General features: G+C 64.0%; 15 protein-coding genes and 1 pseudogene. 11 read left to right on the plus strand and 5 right to left on the minus strand.

The window, feature by feature from the left end; genetic code table 11:
- Positions 1-91: 91 nt before the first annotated feature.
- Positions 92-781, plus strand: coding sequence for an ATP-binding cassette domain-containing protein (locus tag ABD842_RS16220; protein WP_345116244.1), 690 nt, complete (start codon positions 92-94; stop codon positions 779-781).
- A gap of 21 nt (positions 782-802) precedes the next feature.
- Here ABD842_RS16220 and ABD842_RS16225 read toward each other — a convergent pair whose 3' ends face one another.
- From ABD842_RS16225 to ABD842_RS16245, 5 genes are all read right to left on the minus strand, one after another.
- Positions 803-1525, minus strand: coding sequence for a tRNA1(Val) (adenine(37)-N6)-methyltransferase (locus ABD842_RS16225; protein WP_345116247.1), 723 nt, complete (start codon positions 1523-1525; stop codon positions 803-805).
- A 15-nt stretch (positions 1526-1540) separates the two neighbouring features.
- Positions 1541-2011, minus strand: a complete 471-nt coding sequence (gene rnhA, locus ABD842_RS16230; RefSeq protein WP_345116250.1) for a ribonuclease HI — start codon at positions 2009-2011, stop codon at positions 1541-1543.
- A 115-nt stretch (positions 2012-2126) separates the two neighbouring features.
- Positions 2127-2687 carry a MarC family protein gene (locus ABD842_RS16235; protein WP_345116253.1) on the minus strand — a complete coding sequence of 187 codons (561 nt, stop codon included), beginning with the start codon at positions 2685-2687 and terminating at the stop codon, positions 2127-2129.
- 105 nt (positions 2688-2792) lie between these two features.
- Positions 2793-3863 (minus strand): aminotransferase class V-fold PLP-dependent enzyme, encoded by a 1071-nt coding sequence (locus tag ABD842_RS16240; RefSeq protein WP_345116256.1) that lies wholly within the window; start codon positions 3861-3863, stop codon positions 2793-2795.
- Positions 3864-4080: 217 nt separating this feature from the next.
- Positions 4081-4527 (minus strand): type II 3-dehydroquinate dehydratase, encoded by a 447-nt coding sequence (locus ABD842_RS16245; protein WP_345116259.1) that lies wholly within the window; start codon positions 4525-4527, stop codon positions 4081-4083.
- 73 nt (positions 4528-4600) lie between these two features.
- On the opposite strand from ABD842_RS16245, the gene ABD842_RS16250 reads away from it, so the two are divergent.
- The 10 genes and pseudogenes from ABD842_RS16250 (at position 4601) to ABD842_RS16295 (ending at position 16451) form a co-directional block, all read left to right on the plus strand.
- A complete protein-coding gene (locus ABD842_RS16250) occupies positions 4601-5182 on the plus strand; it encodes a Riean_0653 family protein (protein WP_345116261.1) in 582 nt (193 codons plus the stop codon).
- A 173-nt stretch (positions 5183-5355) separates the two neighbouring features.
- Positions 5356-5919 carry a Riean_0653 family protein gene (locus ABD842_RS16255; RefSeq protein WP_345116263.1) on the plus strand — a complete coding sequence of 188 codons (564 nt, stop codon included), beginning with the start codon at positions 5356-5358 and terminating at the stop codon, positions 5917-5919.
- A gap of 21 nt (positions 5920-5940) precedes the next feature.
- Positions 5941-6846: a site-specific tyrosine recombinase XerD gene (gene xerD, locus ABD842_RS16260; RefSeq protein WP_345116265.1), complete on the plus strand. Its 906-nt coding sequence runs from the start codon at positions 5941-5943 to the stop codon at positions 6844-6846.
- 301 nt (positions 6847-7147) lie between these two features.
- Positions 7148-7651, plus strand: coding sequence for a hypothetical protein (locus ABD842_RS16265; RefSeq protein ID WP_345116267.1), 504 nt, complete (start codon positions 7148-7150; stop codon positions 7649-7651).
- Between the two features lie 48 nt (positions 7652-7699).
- A pseudogene (locus ABD842_RS16270) lies at positions 7700-7888 on the plus strand (tyrosine-type recombinase/integrase); the annotation flags it as partial.
- Positions 7889-8251: 363 nt separating this feature from the next.
- Positions 8252-9964 (plus strand): DUF6044 family protein, encoded by a 1713-nt coding sequence (locus ABD842_RS16275; RefSeq protein ID WP_345116269.1) that lies wholly within the window; start codon positions 8252-8254, stop codon positions 9962-9964.
- Positions 9965-10037: 73 nt separating this feature from the next.
- Positions 10038-12998, plus strand: coding sequence for an FtsK/SpoIIIE family DNA translocase (locus ABD842_RS16280; protein WP_345116271.1), 2961 nt, complete (start codon positions 10038-10040; stop codon positions 12996-12998).
- 120 nt (positions 12999-13118) lie between these two features.
- Positions 13119-13763, plus strand: a complete 645-nt coding sequence (gene lolA1, locus ABD842_RS16285) for an outer membrane lipoprotein periplasmic chaperone LolA1 (RefSeq protein WP_345116274.1) — start codon at positions 13119-13121, stop codon at positions 13761-13763.
- A gap of 133 nt (positions 13764-13896) precedes the next feature.
- Complete coding sequence (locus ABD842_RS16290) at positions 13897-15189, plus strand: DUF2851 family protein (RefSeq protein WP_345116277.1); 1293 nt, start codon at positions 13897-13899, stop codon at positions 15187-15189.
- On the plus strand, positions 15186-16451 hold the full coding sequence (locus ABD842_RS16295) for a hypothetical protein (RefSeq protein ID WP_345116279.1): 1266 nt from the start codon (positions 15186-15188) through the stop codon (positions 16449-16451). Before ABD842_RS16290 ends, ABD842_RS16295 begins: the two co-directional genes overlap by 4 nt.
- The last annotated feature ends 64 nt before the right edge of the window (positions 16452-16515 follow it).

Genomic DNA, 16515 nt, shown 5'->3' on the forward strand with positions numbered 1-16515 from the left:
CACAAAACGCTTCCAAATCCAAGCCCGTCAACGCCCGCATTTGGCGGTCGTCTGTAATCGTATTCACATCTAGCATGCCCAAAAATGCTATTTGGGAACAACTCTAGTAGCTAAAGCGTTCGGGCCGAAGGTCGTGCTGCACGAGGTGAGCCTGCAGCTGCGGCCGGCTACCATCCATGGCCTGGTGGGTGTAAACGGGGCGGGCAAGACCACCTTGCTCAACTGCATCTACGGCCTGACCGCGCCCGACGCGGGCACCATCGGCGAAGCCAGCGGGCGGCGCGTGCGGGAGCTGACCGGCGTGCTGCCCTACGAGCCGTACTTTTATCCCCGCCTCACGGGCCTGGAGTATCTCACCTTCTGCCGGCAGGCCCGGCGGCAGCCCATGGTGGATGTAACCGGGTGGAACCAGCTGTTTGAGCTGCCGCTGAACCAGTACGCCGAGCAGTATTCGGCCGGCATGAAAAAGAAGCTGGCCCTGCTCGGGCTGCTGATCCAGGATTTCCGCTACCTCATTCTGGATGAGCCTTTCAACGGGCTGGACCTGGAAACCAACCTGCTGCTGCGCGAAATTCTGCTGGGCCTGCGGGGGCAGGGCCGGGGCATTCTGCTCACCTCCCACCTGCTGGGGGCCCTGACGGAAGTGTGCGACGAAGTAACCGTGCTGGCCGCGGGCACCGTGCAGCGGCACTACGCCGCCGCCGAATTCGGCCAGCTGGCCGCGGATCTGCAGAGCGGGGACTACCAGCAGAAGCTGGCCCTGCTGCGGCAGCTGCTGTAAGGGGCCGGATGCCCGGGCGGGCTAGAAAGCCAGATAAAACTCCCCCAGCAGCGCCCGAAACTCCGCTGAGTAGGCGGCACTTTCCGCTTCGTGAATCGCCAGCTCCCGGGTAGTGGCGGGCTGGGGCTGGCGGCCAAAGCGGGTGATGTGGCGCAGCACCTTGCTGCCCGGGCGGTGCTGCAGCAGGAGCCGGTCGGCGACGAACAGGCCCACCCGGGCCGCTTCCCGCTCGAAGTGCAGCATCTCGGGCGGCGGCAGCAGCACGGTCAGCCGGCCCGCGGGCGTCAGAAACCGGGCCGCAAACTGGGCCAGCTCCGCAAAGCTCAGCGTGTCGGGCGCGGTGTGGCGGGCGGTGGTGCGGGCCGCATCCGGGGAGCGGAGGGAGTCCCGGAAGAAGGGCGGGTTGCAGAGGATGTGGTCGAAGGGGGCGGGGGCGGCAGCGGCGTAGTGGGAGAGGCTGTGCGCGTGCACCCGCAGGCGGCTGGCCCACGGGCTGCGGGCCGCATTTTCGGCCGCCTGGGCCGCGGCCGCCGCATCCAGCTCCACGGCCTCGACCACCGCGGCGGGGTTGCGCTGGGCCGCCATCAATGCCAGCAGGCCCGTGCCGGTACCGACATCCAGGATGCGGGCGGCGCCGCTGAGGTCGGCGGCCGCGCCCAGCACGCAGGCATCGGTGCACACCTTCATGGCGCAGGCCTGCTGCTCGATGCGGAAGTGCTTGAACTGAAAGTAGGAGTTGGCCATCAGCTGCTTGCGGGGCTAGGCCGAGCGCCGGGCCTCCAGCAGCTCGTAGCCTTCGTCGATAAGCAGCCCCTTGCCCAGGGCACTGCCCACGGCCAGCTGGTCGCACCGCTCGTTTTCGGGGTGGCCGTTGTGGCCGCGCACCCATTTGAATTGCACCTGCCGCTGGGCGTAGATCTTGAGAAAGCGCCGCCACAGGTCCTCGTTGGCCTTCTTGCCGAAATCGGGCTTTTTTACCCAGCCAAACACCCACTTCTTCTCCACCGAGTCGACCACGTACTTCGAGTCGGTGACCACGGTAATCGGGATTTCGGGGCGCGTCACGGCTTCCAGGCCCACAATGATGGCCAGCAGCTCCATGCGGTTGTTGGTGGTGAGGCGGAAGCCCTGGGTGATTTCCTTTTCGTGGGGACCAAAGCGCAGAATGGTGCCGTAGCCACCCGGACCGGGGTTGCCGCGCGAGGAGCCGTCGGTGTATAAATGGATCATTATGGGGTCTTGGGGACTTAGGGTCTTGGGGACTTGGTTAGCAGGCTCCGGTTCACCGATGGCAGTTGAACAAAAACCAAGACCCTAAGTCCCCAAGTCCCCAAGACCCTGGAAATCAAAAATTCGCTTTAAACAGCTTGATGGCAATGGCCAGCAGAATCACGCCGAACACGCGGCGCAGGATGTCTTCGCCGGCTTTGCCCAGCTTGCGCTCAATCCAGGCCGAGCTTTTGAGCACGATAAACACAAACACCAGGTTCAGCCCGATGCCCACCAGCACGTTGGGCAGCGAGTAGGCCGCCCGCAAGGAAAGGAGCGTAGTCATGGTGCCGGCCCCCACGATGAGCGGAAACGCCAGCGGCACGATGGAGCCGGAGGCCGCCACCGGGTTGTGCTTGAAGAGCTCCACGCCCAGCACCATTTCCATCCCGATAAGAAAGATGATAACGGCTCCCGCCAGCGCAAACGACTGGTAGTCGACGCCGAACAGACTCAGGATGCTCTGGCCCAGAAACAGGAACACCACCATCAGCACCCCGGCCACCAGCGTGGCCTTCTCGGAGTGGATTTTGCCCTCGCGCTGCCGGATCTGGATGATAATCGGGATGGAGCCCAGAATATCAATCACGGCAAACAGCGTGAGCGTGACGGAGAAGATTTCCTTGAGACTGAGCATGGCGGAATAATTCTGAATGTTGAAGTATGAATTCTGAATTGGGGCCGGGCAGCGGCCGTCATGGCTAAATCAATTCATAAGTCAGCATTCATACTTCTGAATGCCTCAGGCAAACTCGCGGGCGAAGAACTGGACCAGCTGCTCGTAGGCCGCGTCGGGGATGGCGGGGAAGTTGGCGATGCGCAGGCTGCCGGCCTTCCAGGTGCCGTAGCCGTTGCCCAGCTGCAGGCCCTGGGCCTGAGCGCGCCGCTTTACCTCGTCGATGAGGGCCGGGGCGCCCTGCAGGGCCACCACGGTGGTAGAGCGGGTTTCGGGGTTCGTCACCAGCGGGGTGAGCTGGGTGGCCTGCTCGAAATACTCGTAGAGCTTGGCCGCGCGGTCCTGCAGGTGCTGGTGCACCACCTTGATGGGCTCCCGGTCGGCCAGCACCCGGCTCAGCAGGTAGAGGCCGAGCACGTTGGGCGTGTGGGTGGTCTGGAAGTTGAGCATCTTCTCGTACTGGGCCGTGAGCGAGTTGTAGTGGCCGCGCTCATTGATGCTGCGCGCCCGGGCCAGGGCCCGCGGCGACAGCACCATGATGCCCAGGCCGGCGGGCAGCCCGAAGCACTTCTGCACCGAGCCAAACCAGATGTCGGCCTTGATGTACTTGAGCTGGATGCCGGCCATCGACGAGGTGGCATCCACGGCCAGCAGGGCGTTGCCCAGGCGGTTGTAGAGGTTCAGGATGAAGCCGTCGCGCAGCTGAGTGGCGTTGGAGGTTTCGTTCTGGGTGATGCAGACCAGGTCCGTGTCGCCCGACTCGTCGGGCAGGGGCAGGGTGTAGATTTCGGGCAGCTCGTCGAGGCCGAACAGCTGGCCGGTGGAGGCGGGCCGCAGGGCTTTGGCGTACTCAAACCACTTCTCGCCGAAGGCCCCGCTGTAGAGGTGAAAGCTTTTGGTGGGCGTCAGGCTCTGGGCCAGCACCTCCCAGCACTCGGTGGCCGAGCTCAGAAAGAAGATGGTGTAGTCCTGGGGGATGTTGAGCTTGGCTTTCATGTCGGCCACGGTCTGGCGCAGCAGGCCCGTAAACCGCTCCCCGCGGTGGGGGGCCGACAGCCAGCCCTCGTCGAAAGCATCCTGCAGGTAGCCGCGCACGGCGGGGTACACCGCGGAAGGGCCGGGATTGAACGTATACATAGGTGTGGAAAGTCAGATGGGGAAGCGCAAAGGTAACGGCCCCGCCTGTCATTGCGAGGCGTAGGCCGAAGCAATCCGTCCCGTGCATTGCGAACCGCTTCGTTTTCGCCGCAAGCCCCGGTGGTAGCGTACCTCAGGGCGTGGCAGCTTCACCAAGCTTGGCTCCTTGTTCAGGACGGATTGCTTCGCCCTTTGTCCTCGCAATGACAGACGCTTGCTACACCTTAAACCCCACGCGCTTGGGCTTCAGGCCTTCGAAGTAGTGCAGGGCCAGGCGGTAGCTATCCAGCTTGAAGCCGCTGATGCTGCCCACGCAGTTTTTGCCGAGCAGGCTTTTTTGGCGGAACTCCTCCCGGGCGTGCAGGTTGCTCAGGTGCACTTCCACCACCGGGGTGTTGATGGCGGCCACCGCGTCGGCCAGGGCCACGCTGGTGTGGGTGTAGCCGCCGGCGTTGAGCACCACGCCAGCGTGGCTGAAGCCGACCTCGTGGAGCTTGTCGATCAGCTGGCCTTCGTGGTTGCTCTGGAAGTAGTCGAGGGTGAAGTCGGGGAAGGCGGCGCGCAGCTCGGGCAGGTAGTCGTCGAAGGAGCGGAGGCCGTAGATGCCCGGCTCGCGCTGCCCGAGCAGGTTGAGGTTGGGGCCATTGAGAATCAGAATGTGCATGGGGCGAAGATGGCAGGAAAGTCGGACACGGGCGCGGCCCGGCCCAATCCTTAAATTTTCTAACTTGCCGCCTATGAAAACCCTATTCACTACCCGCCGCCGCTTCGGCCCGGCTTCTATTGTTCTCGCCCTGGCCTTGCTGACGGGCAGCGGCTGCAAAAAAGTCGAAGATATCATCACTCCCAAGCTGCCCGAGGTCACCCAGGAAGGCAAGGGCACCTTCGGCTGCATGGTCGATGGCAAGCTGTGGCTGCCCTACGTGCAGCACACGCTCGACAGCGAGCTGGAAGCCGAGTATTCGTCCACCGGGGGCGGTATTTTTCACCTGCGCGCCGAGCAGGAGCCCGAAGGCAAGCCCTACCAGTACATTCACCTCAGCGTGCTCAACCAGCCGGGGGTGCTGCTCAAGCCCGGTACCTACACCGCGGCCACCGGCTTTGAGGGGCGCCTGCAAGCCGGCAACGAGTACGTGACGACGGCATCCGGGCCGGCCACGCTGACCATCACCAAGGTGGAGCCGCGCACGGTGAAGGTGCCCGGGGGCGGGGAGTCGCGCTCTACCATCGTGTCGGGCACGTTTTCGTTTGAAGCCACCCACGCCGGCGGGCACAAAGCCACGCTCACCGAGGGCCGGTTCGACGTACAAGCCTTCTAGGGTCCGCGCTCTAGCCTGTCCGGCCGGAATATGCGCATCGGGCAGTTTGCGGGCTGCTCAGCCGGGGGTACCCTTGCGGGAGCTGGTTGTATCGTCATCGTGTAAGATGAACGATTCGAGGTGAAGGGAGTGACTGATTGCGGTAGTAAGTCAGGAGTAAGCAGCTGTGCCCGATGAAAAGTATCTTCTGTCTACTGGTTTTGCTTGGTGGACTAACCGCCTGCAAAAAGGACGCGGCCTCCGGGCTGCCCAAGGCTACGCAGGAAGGCAAAGGCACCTTCGGCTGTCTGATAAACAATCGGCCCTTCATCCCGAGTCCAGGGGGAATATTCTCCAGCCGCCCGGTCAGTATCTGGTACTGGGGCGACAATCTGTTTCTGATGAAGGTGCGGGTGTGCCGGATGACGGAAGAGGGCAACCATTCCAGCAACGACGTGAGCTTCGTGCATCTGTACGTAAGCAAGCTGCTCGGTCCGGGCCGCTACCCGCTGGCCAGCACCACTGCGGTGCCTCCCTACTACCAGAATGGCGAGAACTACGGCATGTACGAGTTCCGCAACCCGAGCAAGGAGTACCATACCAACCGGGGACCGATGGGCTGGGTGGAGATTACCAAGGCAGGCAACCGGCAGAATGATATTATCAGCGGCACGTTTGAGTTCAAGGCCTTTGAGCCTGGCTCCGGCGAGGAAGTAAACATTACCAAGGGGCGGTTCGATTTGCGCAACGGGCAGTAAGCTTCGCCGTATCTTCGCCCCATGTCCGCCATCTGGAACACCAGCATCAAGCAGTTTGAGGGCTACCTCCAGCTCGAAAAGTCTTTGTCGGCCAACTCGGTGGAGGCCTACTCGCGCGACGTGTCCAAGCTGCGTCAGTACCTGGACATCTCGAAGCTGCCCGCCAGTCCGGCCCAGGTGACCACGCGCATCCTGCGCGACTTTCTGGGCTGGCTGGGCGAGTTGGGCCTGAGCGCCACCTCCCAGGCCCGTACGCTGTCGGGCATCAAGGCCTTCTACAGCTTCATGATCATGGAGGACTTGCTCACGCTGGACCCCACCGACACGCTGGAAGCCCCCAAAACCGGCCGCAAGCTGCCCGACACGCTCAGCTACGACGAAATCACCCAGCTGCTGGAGGCCATCGACCTGAGCACCAACGAGGGCACCCGCAACCGGGCCATGCTCGAAACGCTGTACTCCTCGGGCCTGCGGGTGAGCGAATTGATTACGCTGAAGCTGTCGAACCTGTACGCCGACCAGGGCTTCGTGCGCGTGACGGGCAAGGGCAACAAGGAGCGGCTGGTGCCCATCGGCCGCGACGCGCTCAAGCACATTGGCTTTTATATCAGCGGGGTGCGCTGCCACCTCGACATCCAGCGCGGCGCCGAGGACGTGGTCTTTCTGAACCGCCGCGGCACCGGCCTGTCGCGGGTCATGATTTTTACCATCATCAAAACGCTGGCCGCGCTGGCCGGCATCCGCAAAACCATCAGCCCGCACACGTTCCGCCACAGCTTTGCCACCCACCTCATCGAGGGCGGGGCCGACCTGCGGGCCGTGCAGGAGATGCTGGGCCACGAAAGCATCACGACCACCGAAATCTACACCCACCTCGACCGGGACTACCTCAAGCAGGTCATCACCGAGTTTCATCCCCGCAGCTGAGGCAGTCAGCCGCCACCGCCAGAAACAGTGGAATCGAGCTGTAGTCGCCAACTTAAACGGCCTGTTCAGTAAGCTGAGGTCACGCAGCCAGTAGCATATGATGCTGGAAAAAGCTTTTGCTGCAGCAGAAAATACTGCTTCCAGGCACCTGGCTAAGTCGGGGCGCAACAGCAGGCAGCAAATAAGTCAAACATCGGAAAGGCAGGAGAGAGTAGGACCGGAATCAGGAAATAAAACGTATTTTAGTGCAAGTTAATACCAGAAATGTGCTGATATTTTTTTACTCAACCCCCTCCTGGCTATGAAAAGCGTCCTTGTCCTCTGTCTTTTCTCTTTGCTGCTGGTATTGGGCTCCGCCATCAAGGCCCAGGCCCCCAAAGGCACGTTGCTGCGCGCTGGCACGCTGATAGTGCTCGAAACCACTAATCCGCTTTCTTCCCGGGATGCCCAAATGGGCCAGAATGTGTCGTTGCGGGTGAAGTATGATGTCATGGTGAGTGGCCGCGCCGTTATAAAGGCCGGGGCGCCGGGCAGCGCCCAGGTCATTAATGCTGAGCAACGCAAAGGCATGGGCAAGGAAGGCAGCCTGGCCATCCGGCCCAGCGTGGTGCAGGCCGTGGATGGCCAGATGATTCCGCTCACGGGCAGCGGTACCAGTAGCGCCGGTACCGATACCAAAGGGGCCGCTATTGGCCTGGCCGTGGTAGTGAGCCCGCTCTTTCTGCTAAAAAAAGGGAAAGACGCTACTATTGCTGCCGGCTACGAGCTGCAGGGCAGCGTGGCCTCCGAAACAACGATAGAATAACCGCCCGCGACGTGTAGCCGGCCGCTGGCTGCGCTCTACTGGCAGGAGTACTCCTGCGGGCTGCGGGTGTCGGAGCTCATTACGCTGAAGCTGTCGAACCTGTACGCCGACCAGGGCTTCGTGCGCGTGACGGGCAAGGGCAACAAGGAGCGGCTGGCGCCCATCGGCCGCGACGCGCTCAAGCACATTGGTTTTTATAGCAGCGGGGTGCGCTGCCACCTCGACATTCAGCGCGGCGCCAGATGGAGCATGACGTTCTTTTTCCTGTTCGGATAGGCGCTTAGTGGGACAGCCCGGCCTTTTAGCAGGAGGGAAGCAGCTTTTAGAGCTTCCGCAGGATCTTTTGCTTCCTGCGCAGCTCTTTCTACCAGCTCGCCAGGACTTTTTGCCGCCTCCGCACGACCTTTTAGTCGGTCTGCCCTGCTTTTTACTCCCTCCGCAGGACCTTTTACTGGGTCCGACCCACTTTTTAGGGCCTCAAAGGAAGTTTTTACTCCCGGGCTGGAAACGGGGGCGGCTCCCGGCGGGCCTTTTGGGGACGGGGCAAGGTAGGCCCGGGCCGGAAACCGTACTTTTGCCGGCTCCCGCTTCTGTCTGCCCATGCCCGCTGCTTCCCGTTTGCGCACGCCCCTGGCCGGGGCGCTGCTGGGGTTACTCCTGTTTCTACTCCCGGTGCTGCTGCTGCAGGAGCGCAGCTACGTGCTGATTGACGACAATCTGGACGTGGAGCTGACGATTCCCTACCTGCTCACCCGCCACCACGTCGCGCTCGACTACCGGGCATCCACGGTGCTGGCCCCCATTATGAACGGGCTGCCGCGCAATGCCCTGCGCCCGGGCCTGAGCGCCACGGTGCTGCTGTTTGGGCTGTTGGAGCCGCTGCCGGCCTACTGGGTGCAGCAGCTGCTGGTGCGGCTGCTGGGGCTGCTGGGCCTGTACGCGCTGCTGCGCCGCCATTTTCTGCCCGCCCCCGCCCAGCGCCGGCTGGTGGCGGGGCTGGCCCTGGGCTGGGCCGTGCTGCCCGCCTACACCATGTACGGCCTCACCGTGCTGGGGCAGCCCTGGCTGCTGCTGGCCTTCCTGAACCTGCGCCGGGGCCCCGCCCGCTGGACCGACTGGGCCATCCTGGCCGCTTTTCCGCTGTGGTCGATGTTCGTGTTCGTGGGGCCGTTTGCGCTGGCGGCCGGCGCGGCCCTGCTGCTGCTGGACTGGGCGCGGGGGCGGGGAGTGGCCTGGCGGGCGGCGGCCGGTCTGGCGCTGCTCACCACGTCATACCTGGTGGTCGAGTACCCGATGTTCTACTCCCTGCTAGTGGCCAAGCAGTTTACGCCCCACCGCCTGGAGTTTGACCTGAGCCGGCTCGGTGCGCCCGGCCTGCGGGCGGGGCTGCTCAGCGCGGGCCGCTACTTTTTTATGGGCCAGTACCACGCCAGCCAGTTTTTTCGCGGGGCGGGGCTGCTGGCGCTGGCCGTAGCCGGTTGGGCGCTATGGAACCGCCGGGCGGAGCGCGGACCCCTGCTGGAGCTGCTGACCGGGCTGGCCGGGCTGGCGCTGTTCTGCGGCTTCTACCCGCAGTTTGTGGAGCTGGTGCAGGACCGGCTGCCGCTGCTGCGGGCCTTCAACCTGAGCCGCTTTCACTTTCTTACCCCGCTGCTCTGGTTTGTGGTGCTGGCCCTGAGTCTGCGCGTGGTGCCGGCCGGCCGGCTGCGTGCCGGGCTGGTGGCCCTGCAGCTGCTCATCGGGCTGGGCATGAATACGGAGTGGACCAATAACCTGCGCGAGCTGGCCGGCCGGCCCCGGCCCACGGACCCAAACTACGCCGCCTACGTGGCCCCGGCGCTGTTTGCACAGGTGCAGCAGCGCATCCGGCAGCAAACCGGCCTGCCGCCCGCCGCCTACCGCGTGGCCTGCCTGGGCCTGCCGCCCGCCGTGGCCCAGCTCAACGGCTTCTACACCCTCGACAGCTACCAGAACAACTACCCCATCGAGTACAAGCACCGGTTCCGGCCCCTTATTGCCGGGGAGCTGGCCAAAAGCGCGGCCCTGCGCACTTACTTCGATGCCTGGGGCAACCGCTGCTACCTGTTTTCGGCTGAGCTGGGCAAGAATTTTCGGGTGGGTGCGCGGCCCCCCCGGGTGGTGCAGGATTTTGCCTTCGACGCCGCGGCGTTCCGGCGCCTGGGTGGGCGTTACGTGGTGTCGGCAGCCCGGCTGGCCACGCCGGCCCGGAGCGGGCTGGTGCCGCGCGGCGAGTTCGGGGCTAGGACGGCGTACTGGCACCTGTATCTTTACGAAGCGCCGCCCAAATCCTAGGGCGGCATTCCGGCCGGGGCGAGGCCAAAAAAACCGCTGAAAATCCCTAGATTTGGCCTTTTAGTGCGGGATAATGGCAAAGAATACCTACAGACAACCTTCCTCTCCGGAGCCGGCCCGGGCCAATGAGCCACGGCCGGTTCGCAACCAGCCCCGGCAAAACGCGGAGCCCGCGCGCGAACCGCGCCGCAACGATGCCAAGGCGGCCCCGAAGGCGGCCCCGAAAGCGCCGCGTCAGCCCCTGAAGCTGCCCTCAGTTTCGCTGGGCGGCATGTTCGGCTTTCTGCGCGACCGGCGCTTTCAGCTGTTTCTGGGCTTCTTCTTTCTGCTGACTTCCATCTACCTCACCATTGCCTTCGTCTCGTTCCTGTTTACGGGGCACGCCGACCAGAGCGTGGTAGAAAGCCTGGGCAACACGCCGGTGAAGGAGGCGGGCCAGGAATCCGGCAACTGGCTGGGGCTGCTGGGCGCCATGCTGGCCCAGCTGCTGATTCACAAGGGCTTCGGCGTCGCCGCGTTTGCCGTCATTCCCATTGTGTTCTTCCTGGGCTACAAAATCGTGTTCCGCCGGGCGGAGCTGTCCCTGAGCTACGTGCTGGCGCTGTGCCTGTTTACCATGGGCTGGCTGAGTCTGCTGCTGGGCTACGTGGTGCTGACCCTGGAAGCCCCCGACGCCGACCCCACCATGGCCCACAGCCTCGACTTTCTGAGCGGCGGCATCGGCTACGAAGCGGCCCTCTGGCTCGACAGCCTCATCGGCTGGGGCACGGTGCTGCTGCTGGCTTTCCTGCTGATTTCCTTCGTGGTGTACTTCTTCAACGTTACCAGCCTGAACCTGATGCGCAGCCGGGACGACGAGGAAGAGTCCGTATTTGGCTCGGAAGAGCAGGCCCACAACGCGGCCACCGCCATTCACAACTTCAACTCGGTCGTTTCGGACGACGAGGAGGAAGAGGCCGCCGCGGCCCCGGAAATGACCCTGCGCCGCGTGGGTCCCGTCGCCACGCCGGCCACTGCTGCTTCCCCCCAGCCCGCAGCTATTGCCCCGGAGCCGGAGCCGGAGCCGGACGACGAGCAGGAAGAGGAGGAAGAGCGGCCCACCCTGGCGTCCGGGCCCATCAACTCGCCCGCGCCGGCCTTCGGGTTGGCCGCGGCCGTGCCGCTTTCCGTAGCCTCGGTGGCGGGTACTTCCCTGGCCAGCGCCTCCGCCACCCTGGCGGCCGCCGGTGCGGCCGTGGCCACGGCTGCCGCCAGCGGCCCGAGCTTTTCCTTCGAGACGGCCGCCGACCCCGAGCCGGTAGCTGCCCCGCCGTCCCGGGTGCCCACACCGCTGTCGATGGCCGACCTGGCCGACGACGACGCCCCGCTGCCCGCCCCCACGCCCCGGGAGCCGGCCGCGGCAAGTCACACCCCGGCCCTGCAGATTGAAAGCAAGCCCGGCGAGCTGGACCCCGCCGCCGGCGCCGACATGGCCCGCATTGCCGACGACGACGAGGACATGGAAACCATGCCCGCCGTCAACTACGACCCCACGCTGGACCTCTCGCGCTACCAGTACCCCACGCTGGAGCTGCTCAACGACTACGGCGTGGCCAAGGCCCAGGTGAGCAAGGAGGAGCTGGAAGCCAACAAGGACCGCATCGTGGAGACGCTGGGCCACTACGGCATCAACATCGCCAGCATCAAGGCCACCATCGGGCCCACGGTCACGCTCTATGAAATCGTGCCCGACGCCGGGGTGCGCATCTCCAAGATCAAGAGCCTGGAAGACGACATTGCCCTGAGCCTGGCTGCCCTGGGCATCCGCATCATTGCCCCCATTCCGGGCAAGGGCACCATCGGCATCGAAGTGCCCAACACCAAGAAGGAAATGGTGAGCATCCGCTCGGTTTTCGCCACCGAGAAGTTTGCCAACACCGAAATGGATTTGCCCATCGCCTTCGGCCGCACCATCACCAACGAGGTGTTCGTCGTCGACCTGGCCAAGATGCCCCACCTGCTGATGGCCGGGGCCACGGGCCAGGGCAAGTCGGTGGGTCTGAACGTGATTCTGGCCTCGCTGCTCTACAAGCGCCACCCGGCCACGCTCAAGTTTGTGCTCGTCGACCCCAAAAAGGTGGAGCTGAGCATCTTCAACAAGATTGAGCGCCACTTCCTGGCCAAGCTGCCCGACACCGAGGAGGCCATCATCACCGACACCAAGAAGGTGGTGAACACGCTCAACTCGCTGTGCATGGAGATGGACAAGCGCTACGACCTGCTCAAGGACGCCGGCTGCCGCAACCTGAAGGAGTACAACCGCAAGTTCATCGAGCGGCGGCTCAACCCCAAGAAGGGCCACCGCTTCATGCCCTTCATCGTGCTGGTGATTGACGAGCTGGCCGACCTGATGATGACGGCCGGCAAGGAGGTCGAGACGCCCATTGCCCGCCTCGCCCAGCTGGCCCGCGCCATCGGTATTCACCTCATCGTGGCCACCCAGCGGCCGTCGGTGAACGTGATTACGGGTATCATCAAGGCTAACTTCCCCTGCCGGATTTCCTTCAAGGTGACCTCCAAAATCGACTCCCGCACCATCCTCGACGCCGGCGGCGCCGACCAGCTCGTGGGCCAGGGCGACATGCTGATTTCGCAGGGCTCCGACATTATCCGGGTGCAGTGCGCCTTTATCGACACGCCCGAGGTAGACCGCCTCTGCGACTACATCGGCGAGCAGCAGGGCTACCCCGACGCCTACCTGCTGCCCGAAGTGGTGGGGGAGAGCGGCGGGGGCAGCGGCGACGCCGAAGACTTCGACCCGTCCTCGCGCGACGCCATGTTTGAGGAAGCCGCCCGCGTTATCGTCACCCACCAGCAGGGCAGCACCTCGCTGCTGCAGCGCCGGCTGAAGCTGGGCTACAACCGCGCCGGCCGCCTGATCGATCAGCTCGAGCATTTCGGCATCGTGGGGCCGTTTGAGGGCAGCAAGGCCCGGGAGGTGTTAATTCCGGATGAGTACAGTTTGGAACAGTTGTTGAATACCCTGCCCAAATAGCGGGGACAACGCGGAATAAAACCGTGAAAAGCGACTTTTTTACCTGTTTCAGAGTTGCCGACTAAACAAACCGCCGATTCGTACGTCTCTTTACTAACTCCCGTATCACCTTTGATTGCAATGAAAAAAATCCTCTCCCTGCTGGCCCTTTCCGTGTCGCTCATCTCGACTGCCTCGGCGCAGCAGGACCCCAAAGCGGGCAAGATTCTCGACCAGATGAGCGCCAAGTACCAGGCGCTGAAGGCTTTTAAGGCCAACTTCACCCAGACCCTGGAGAATGATGCGGCCAAGCTGAAGGAGAATATCACCGGCGACATCACCGTGAGCGGGCAGAAATTCCGGGTGAAGCTCAACGGCCAGGAAATCATCAACAACGGCCAGACCATGTGGACCTACATGAAGGCCGAGAACGAGGTGAATATTTCCGACTACGATCCGGAAGACCAGGACGTGTCGCCCACGCAGATCTTCACGCTCTACAAAAAGGGCTACAAGTACGCCTACATCCAGGAAACCAAGGAAGCCGGCGAGGCCTGCGACGTTATTGAGCTTTCGCCCGAGAACAAGGACAACCCCGTGTTCAAGGTGCGCGTGACGGTCAGCAAGGTGGATAAGTCGGTGAAAAGCTGGAAGATGTTCAAGAAGAACGGCAACCGCTACACCTACACCATCCGCAAGTTCCAGCCCAACCCGCCGATTGACGCCACCACCTTCAACTTCGACAAGACGAAGTACAAAGGCGTGAAAGTTATCGACCTGCGCTAGTCCTCAAGACGGCCCCCGCCGTTTTGACCGGCCCGCTTCCGCTTCGTGCGGGGGCGGGCCGGTTTTGTTTCTGGGGCTGAATAGATTTCTTATCTTACCTGCCTGCCTTCCTGTTACCACTATCCTATTCGTTATGAAAGAAGATTTCCTCCATTACGTCTGGCAGCACCAGTATTTCGACAAGACCAGCCTGCAAACCGAAACCGGGGAGCTGATCACCGTGCTGCGCCCCGGCTACCGCAATGCCGATGCCGGCCCCGACTTCCTCAATGCCCGGCTGCAGCTGGGGGAGGTGGAGTGGAACGGGGCCGTTGAGATTCACCTGCGGGCTTCCGACTGGCACCGCCACCAGCACCAGACCGACGCCAAGTACGACCAGGTGGTGCTGCACGTCGTGTACACCGCCGATCAGGACGTGCGGCGCACCAACGGCTCCGTCATCCCGGCGCTGGCGCTGGCGGCGCGCATCTCGCCCGGCATGCTGCTCACCTACCAGCGGCTGATGGGGCCGCCCGCGCCGGTGGCTTTGCCCTGCGCGCCGCTGCTGCCCGTGGTGCCCGATATTACCCGCACCATGATGATGGAGCGGGCCCTGCTGGAGCGGGTGGAGCAGAAAGCCGGGGTGGTGGCCGCGCTGCACGAAGCCCTGGGCCACGACTGGGAAGCTACCGCCTACCACGCGCTGGCGGCGGGCTTCGGCTTCCGCAAAAACAGTGAGCCCCTGGCCCGCCTGGCCAAAGTTCTGCCGCTGGCCGTGCTGCGCCGCCACCGCCACGACCTGTGCCAGACCGAAGCCCTGCTGTTTGGGCAGGCCGGCTTCCTGGCCGAACAGGACGCCGCCGACGAATACCTGCTCCGCCTGCGGGAAGAGTACGCGTTTCTGCGGCACAAATACGGCCTGCCGGCCGGGCTGGCCGAACACGAGTGGAATTTTCTGCGGCTGCGGCCGGCCAACTTTCCGCCGGTGCGCCTGGCGCAGCTGGCCGCCCTGCTCCACGCGCGGCCGACGCTGTTTGCGGCGCTACTGAGCGCGCAGAGCGTGGCCGCCCTGGAACAGTTTTTCCAGGCTCCCGTGTCCGACTACTGGCGGCAGCACTACCGCCCCGGCAAGCCCGGTAAAGTGCCCGCGCTGGGCCGCAGCAGCGTGCAGCTGCTGCTAATCAACGTGGTGGTGCCCCTGCGCGTGGCCTACGCCCGCCACGTGGGGCAGCCCGACCTGGTGGAGGCGGCGGTGGGGCTGCTGGAGCAGGTGCCGGCCGAGCACAACCACCTCACCGCACCCTATGAGGCGCTGGGCTTTTGCCACCGCACCGCCGCCGACTCGCAGGGGCTGCTGGCGCTGAGCCATTTATACTGCCAGCCGCGGCGTTGTCTGCATTGTGCGGTGGGAAGCCGTATTTTGCAGCCAAATAGCGTTGTTAGATGAGAGTATCCCTGGCCCTGTGGCTCAATATCGGCCTGCTGCTGCTGCTGGCCAGATGGCTGCAGCAGCAGCGGCAGACCTCGCCCCTGCGCCAGTGGCTGCTGCCGCTGCTGGCCCTGAAGGTGCTGGCCGCCGCCGCCGCCTACCGCCTGGTGACTGCCGATGCCGCCTACGTGCACTACTGGGCCCACGCTTTATCCTACCAGTACTGGGAAAAACCGCTCGACTGGCTGCGTATGCTACCCACCGACGCGTACCACTACAAGCGGGGCACTCTGGTGTTCCACGGCTTTTCCAACGCTTTTTTCGTCATCAAGCTGATGTCGGTACTGCGGCTGGCTTCGAATGGCAGCCTGTTTCTGGAAGGGCTGTACCTGTCGCTGTTCAATTTTGTGGGCTGCTGGCAGCTGGTGCGCAGCCTGAGCCGGGTATTCCCGACTGCGCCCCGCGGGGCCCCGCTGATGGGCTGGCTGCTATGGCCCACGGTGGTGTACTGGACGGCGGGCCTGACCAAGGAAAGCCTGCTGGTGGGCAGCGGCGCGTGGCTGCTGGCGCTGGTGCTGCCCTGGCTGTACGGCGGCGAAAAGCCGCGCCCGGCCTCTGTCATCGGGGCCGTGCTGCTGGCTGTGCTGCACTTCAAGATTCGCTTTTTCTTCGCCCTGCCGCTGTTCGCCGTCCTCACCGGCCTGGCGGCTATCCGGCTGGCGCAGCACCTGGGCGGCGCCCGCAGCCGCATCATGCAGACCCTGGTGTTTGCCGGCGTACTGGGCGGCGGCATCTGGCTGGCCAGTGAAATCAGCCCGGTGTTCCGCTTCAACAAGTTCAGCAGCCAGCTGATCCAGATCTACTACGACATCCAGGCCAGCACCGGCAACCGGCCCCGCATCGAGTACGCGCATCTGGCGCCCACCCCGGAAAGCATTGCCCGCAACACGCCCAAGGCTATTGGCAGCGCGCTGGCGCGGCCCTGGCTCGGGGAAAGTGCGCGTCCGCTGTACGTGGTGGCCGGCCTCGAAAACGCGCTGCTGCTGCTCATTATGGCGGTGGCGGTGGTGGCGCAGGCGCAGGGGCGGGGCGGCCGGCTGCCGTTTGCGCTGGTGCTGGCCCTGCTGGTGTACTGCCTGAGCCTGGCGGCACTCATGGGCCTGAGCACGCCCAACCTGGGGACGCTCAACCGCTACCGCTCGTCGCTGCTGCCCGTGCTGCTGCTGCTGGCCCTGCAAAACGACTACGCGGCCCGGCTGCTGCGGCGGGTGGGGTTGTAGGGAGCCGGGCGCGGCGCTTGCTGCCGCGCGCTGAGGGTCGTACCTTTGTGGTTTCGCCAAAACC

Origin of the sequence: Hymenobacter algoricola (assembly GCF_039539525.1) — a bacterium.
Lineage (GTDB): Bacteria > Bacteroidota > Bacteroidia > Cytophagales > Hymenobacteraceae > Hymenobacter > Hymenobacter algoricola.

Coding starts and splice junctions, on each gene's coding strand:
- ABD842_RS16225 (WP_345116247.1), bottom strand. CDS start 1,525: ATGGCCAACTCCTACTTTCAGTTCAAGCACTTCCGCATCGAGCAGCAG.
- rnhA (WP_345116250.1), bottom strand. CDS start 2,011: ATGATCCATTTATACACCGACGGCTCCTCGCGCGGCAACCCCGGTCCG.
- ABD842_RS16235 (WP_345116253.1), bottom strand. CDS start 2,687: ATGCTCAGTCTCAAGGAAATCTTCTCCGTCACGCTCACGCTGTTTGCC.
- ABD842_RS16240 (WP_345116256.1), bottom strand. CDS start 3,863: ATGTATACGTTCAATCCCGGCCCTTCCGCGGTGTACCCCGCCGTGCGC.
- ABD842_RS16245 (WP_345116259.1), bottom strand. CDS start 4,527: ATGCACATTCTGATTCTCAATGGCCCCAACCTCAACCTGCTCGGGCAG.
- ABD842_RS16250 (WP_345116261.1), top strand. CDS start 4,601: ATGAAAACCCTATTCACTACCCGCCGCCGCTTCGGCCCGGCTTCTATT.
- ABD842_RS16255 (WP_345116263.1), top strand. CDS start 5,356: ATGAAAAGTATCTTCTGTCTACTGGTTTTGCTTGGTGGACTAACCGCC.
- xerD (WP_345116265.1), top strand. CDS start 5,941: ATGTCCGCCATCTGGAACACCAGCATCAAGCAGTTTGAGGGCTACCTC.
- ABD842_RS16265 (WP_345116267.1), top strand. CDS start 7,148: ATGAAAAGCGTCCTTGTCCTCTGTCTTTTCTCTTTGCTGCTGGTATTG.
- ABD842_RS16275 (WP_345116269.1), top strand. CDS start 8,252: ATGCCCGCTGCTTCCCGTTTGCGCACGCCCCTGGCCGGGGCGCTGCTG.
- ABD842_RS16280 (WP_345116271.1), top strand. CDS start 10,038: ATGGCAAAGAATACCTACAGACAACCTTCCTCTCCGGAGCCGGCCCGG.
- lolA1 (WP_345116274.1), top strand. CDS start 13,119: ATGAAAAAAATCCTCTCCCTGCTGGCCCTTTCCGTGTCGCTCATCTCG.
- ABD842_RS16290 (WP_345116277.1), top strand. CDS start 13,897: ATGAAAGAAGATTTCCTCCATTACGTCTGGCAGCACCAGTATTTCGAC.
- ABD842_RS16295 (WP_345116279.1), top strand. CDS start 15,186: ATGAGAGTATCCCTGGCCCTGTGGCTCAATATCGGCCTGCTGCTGCTG.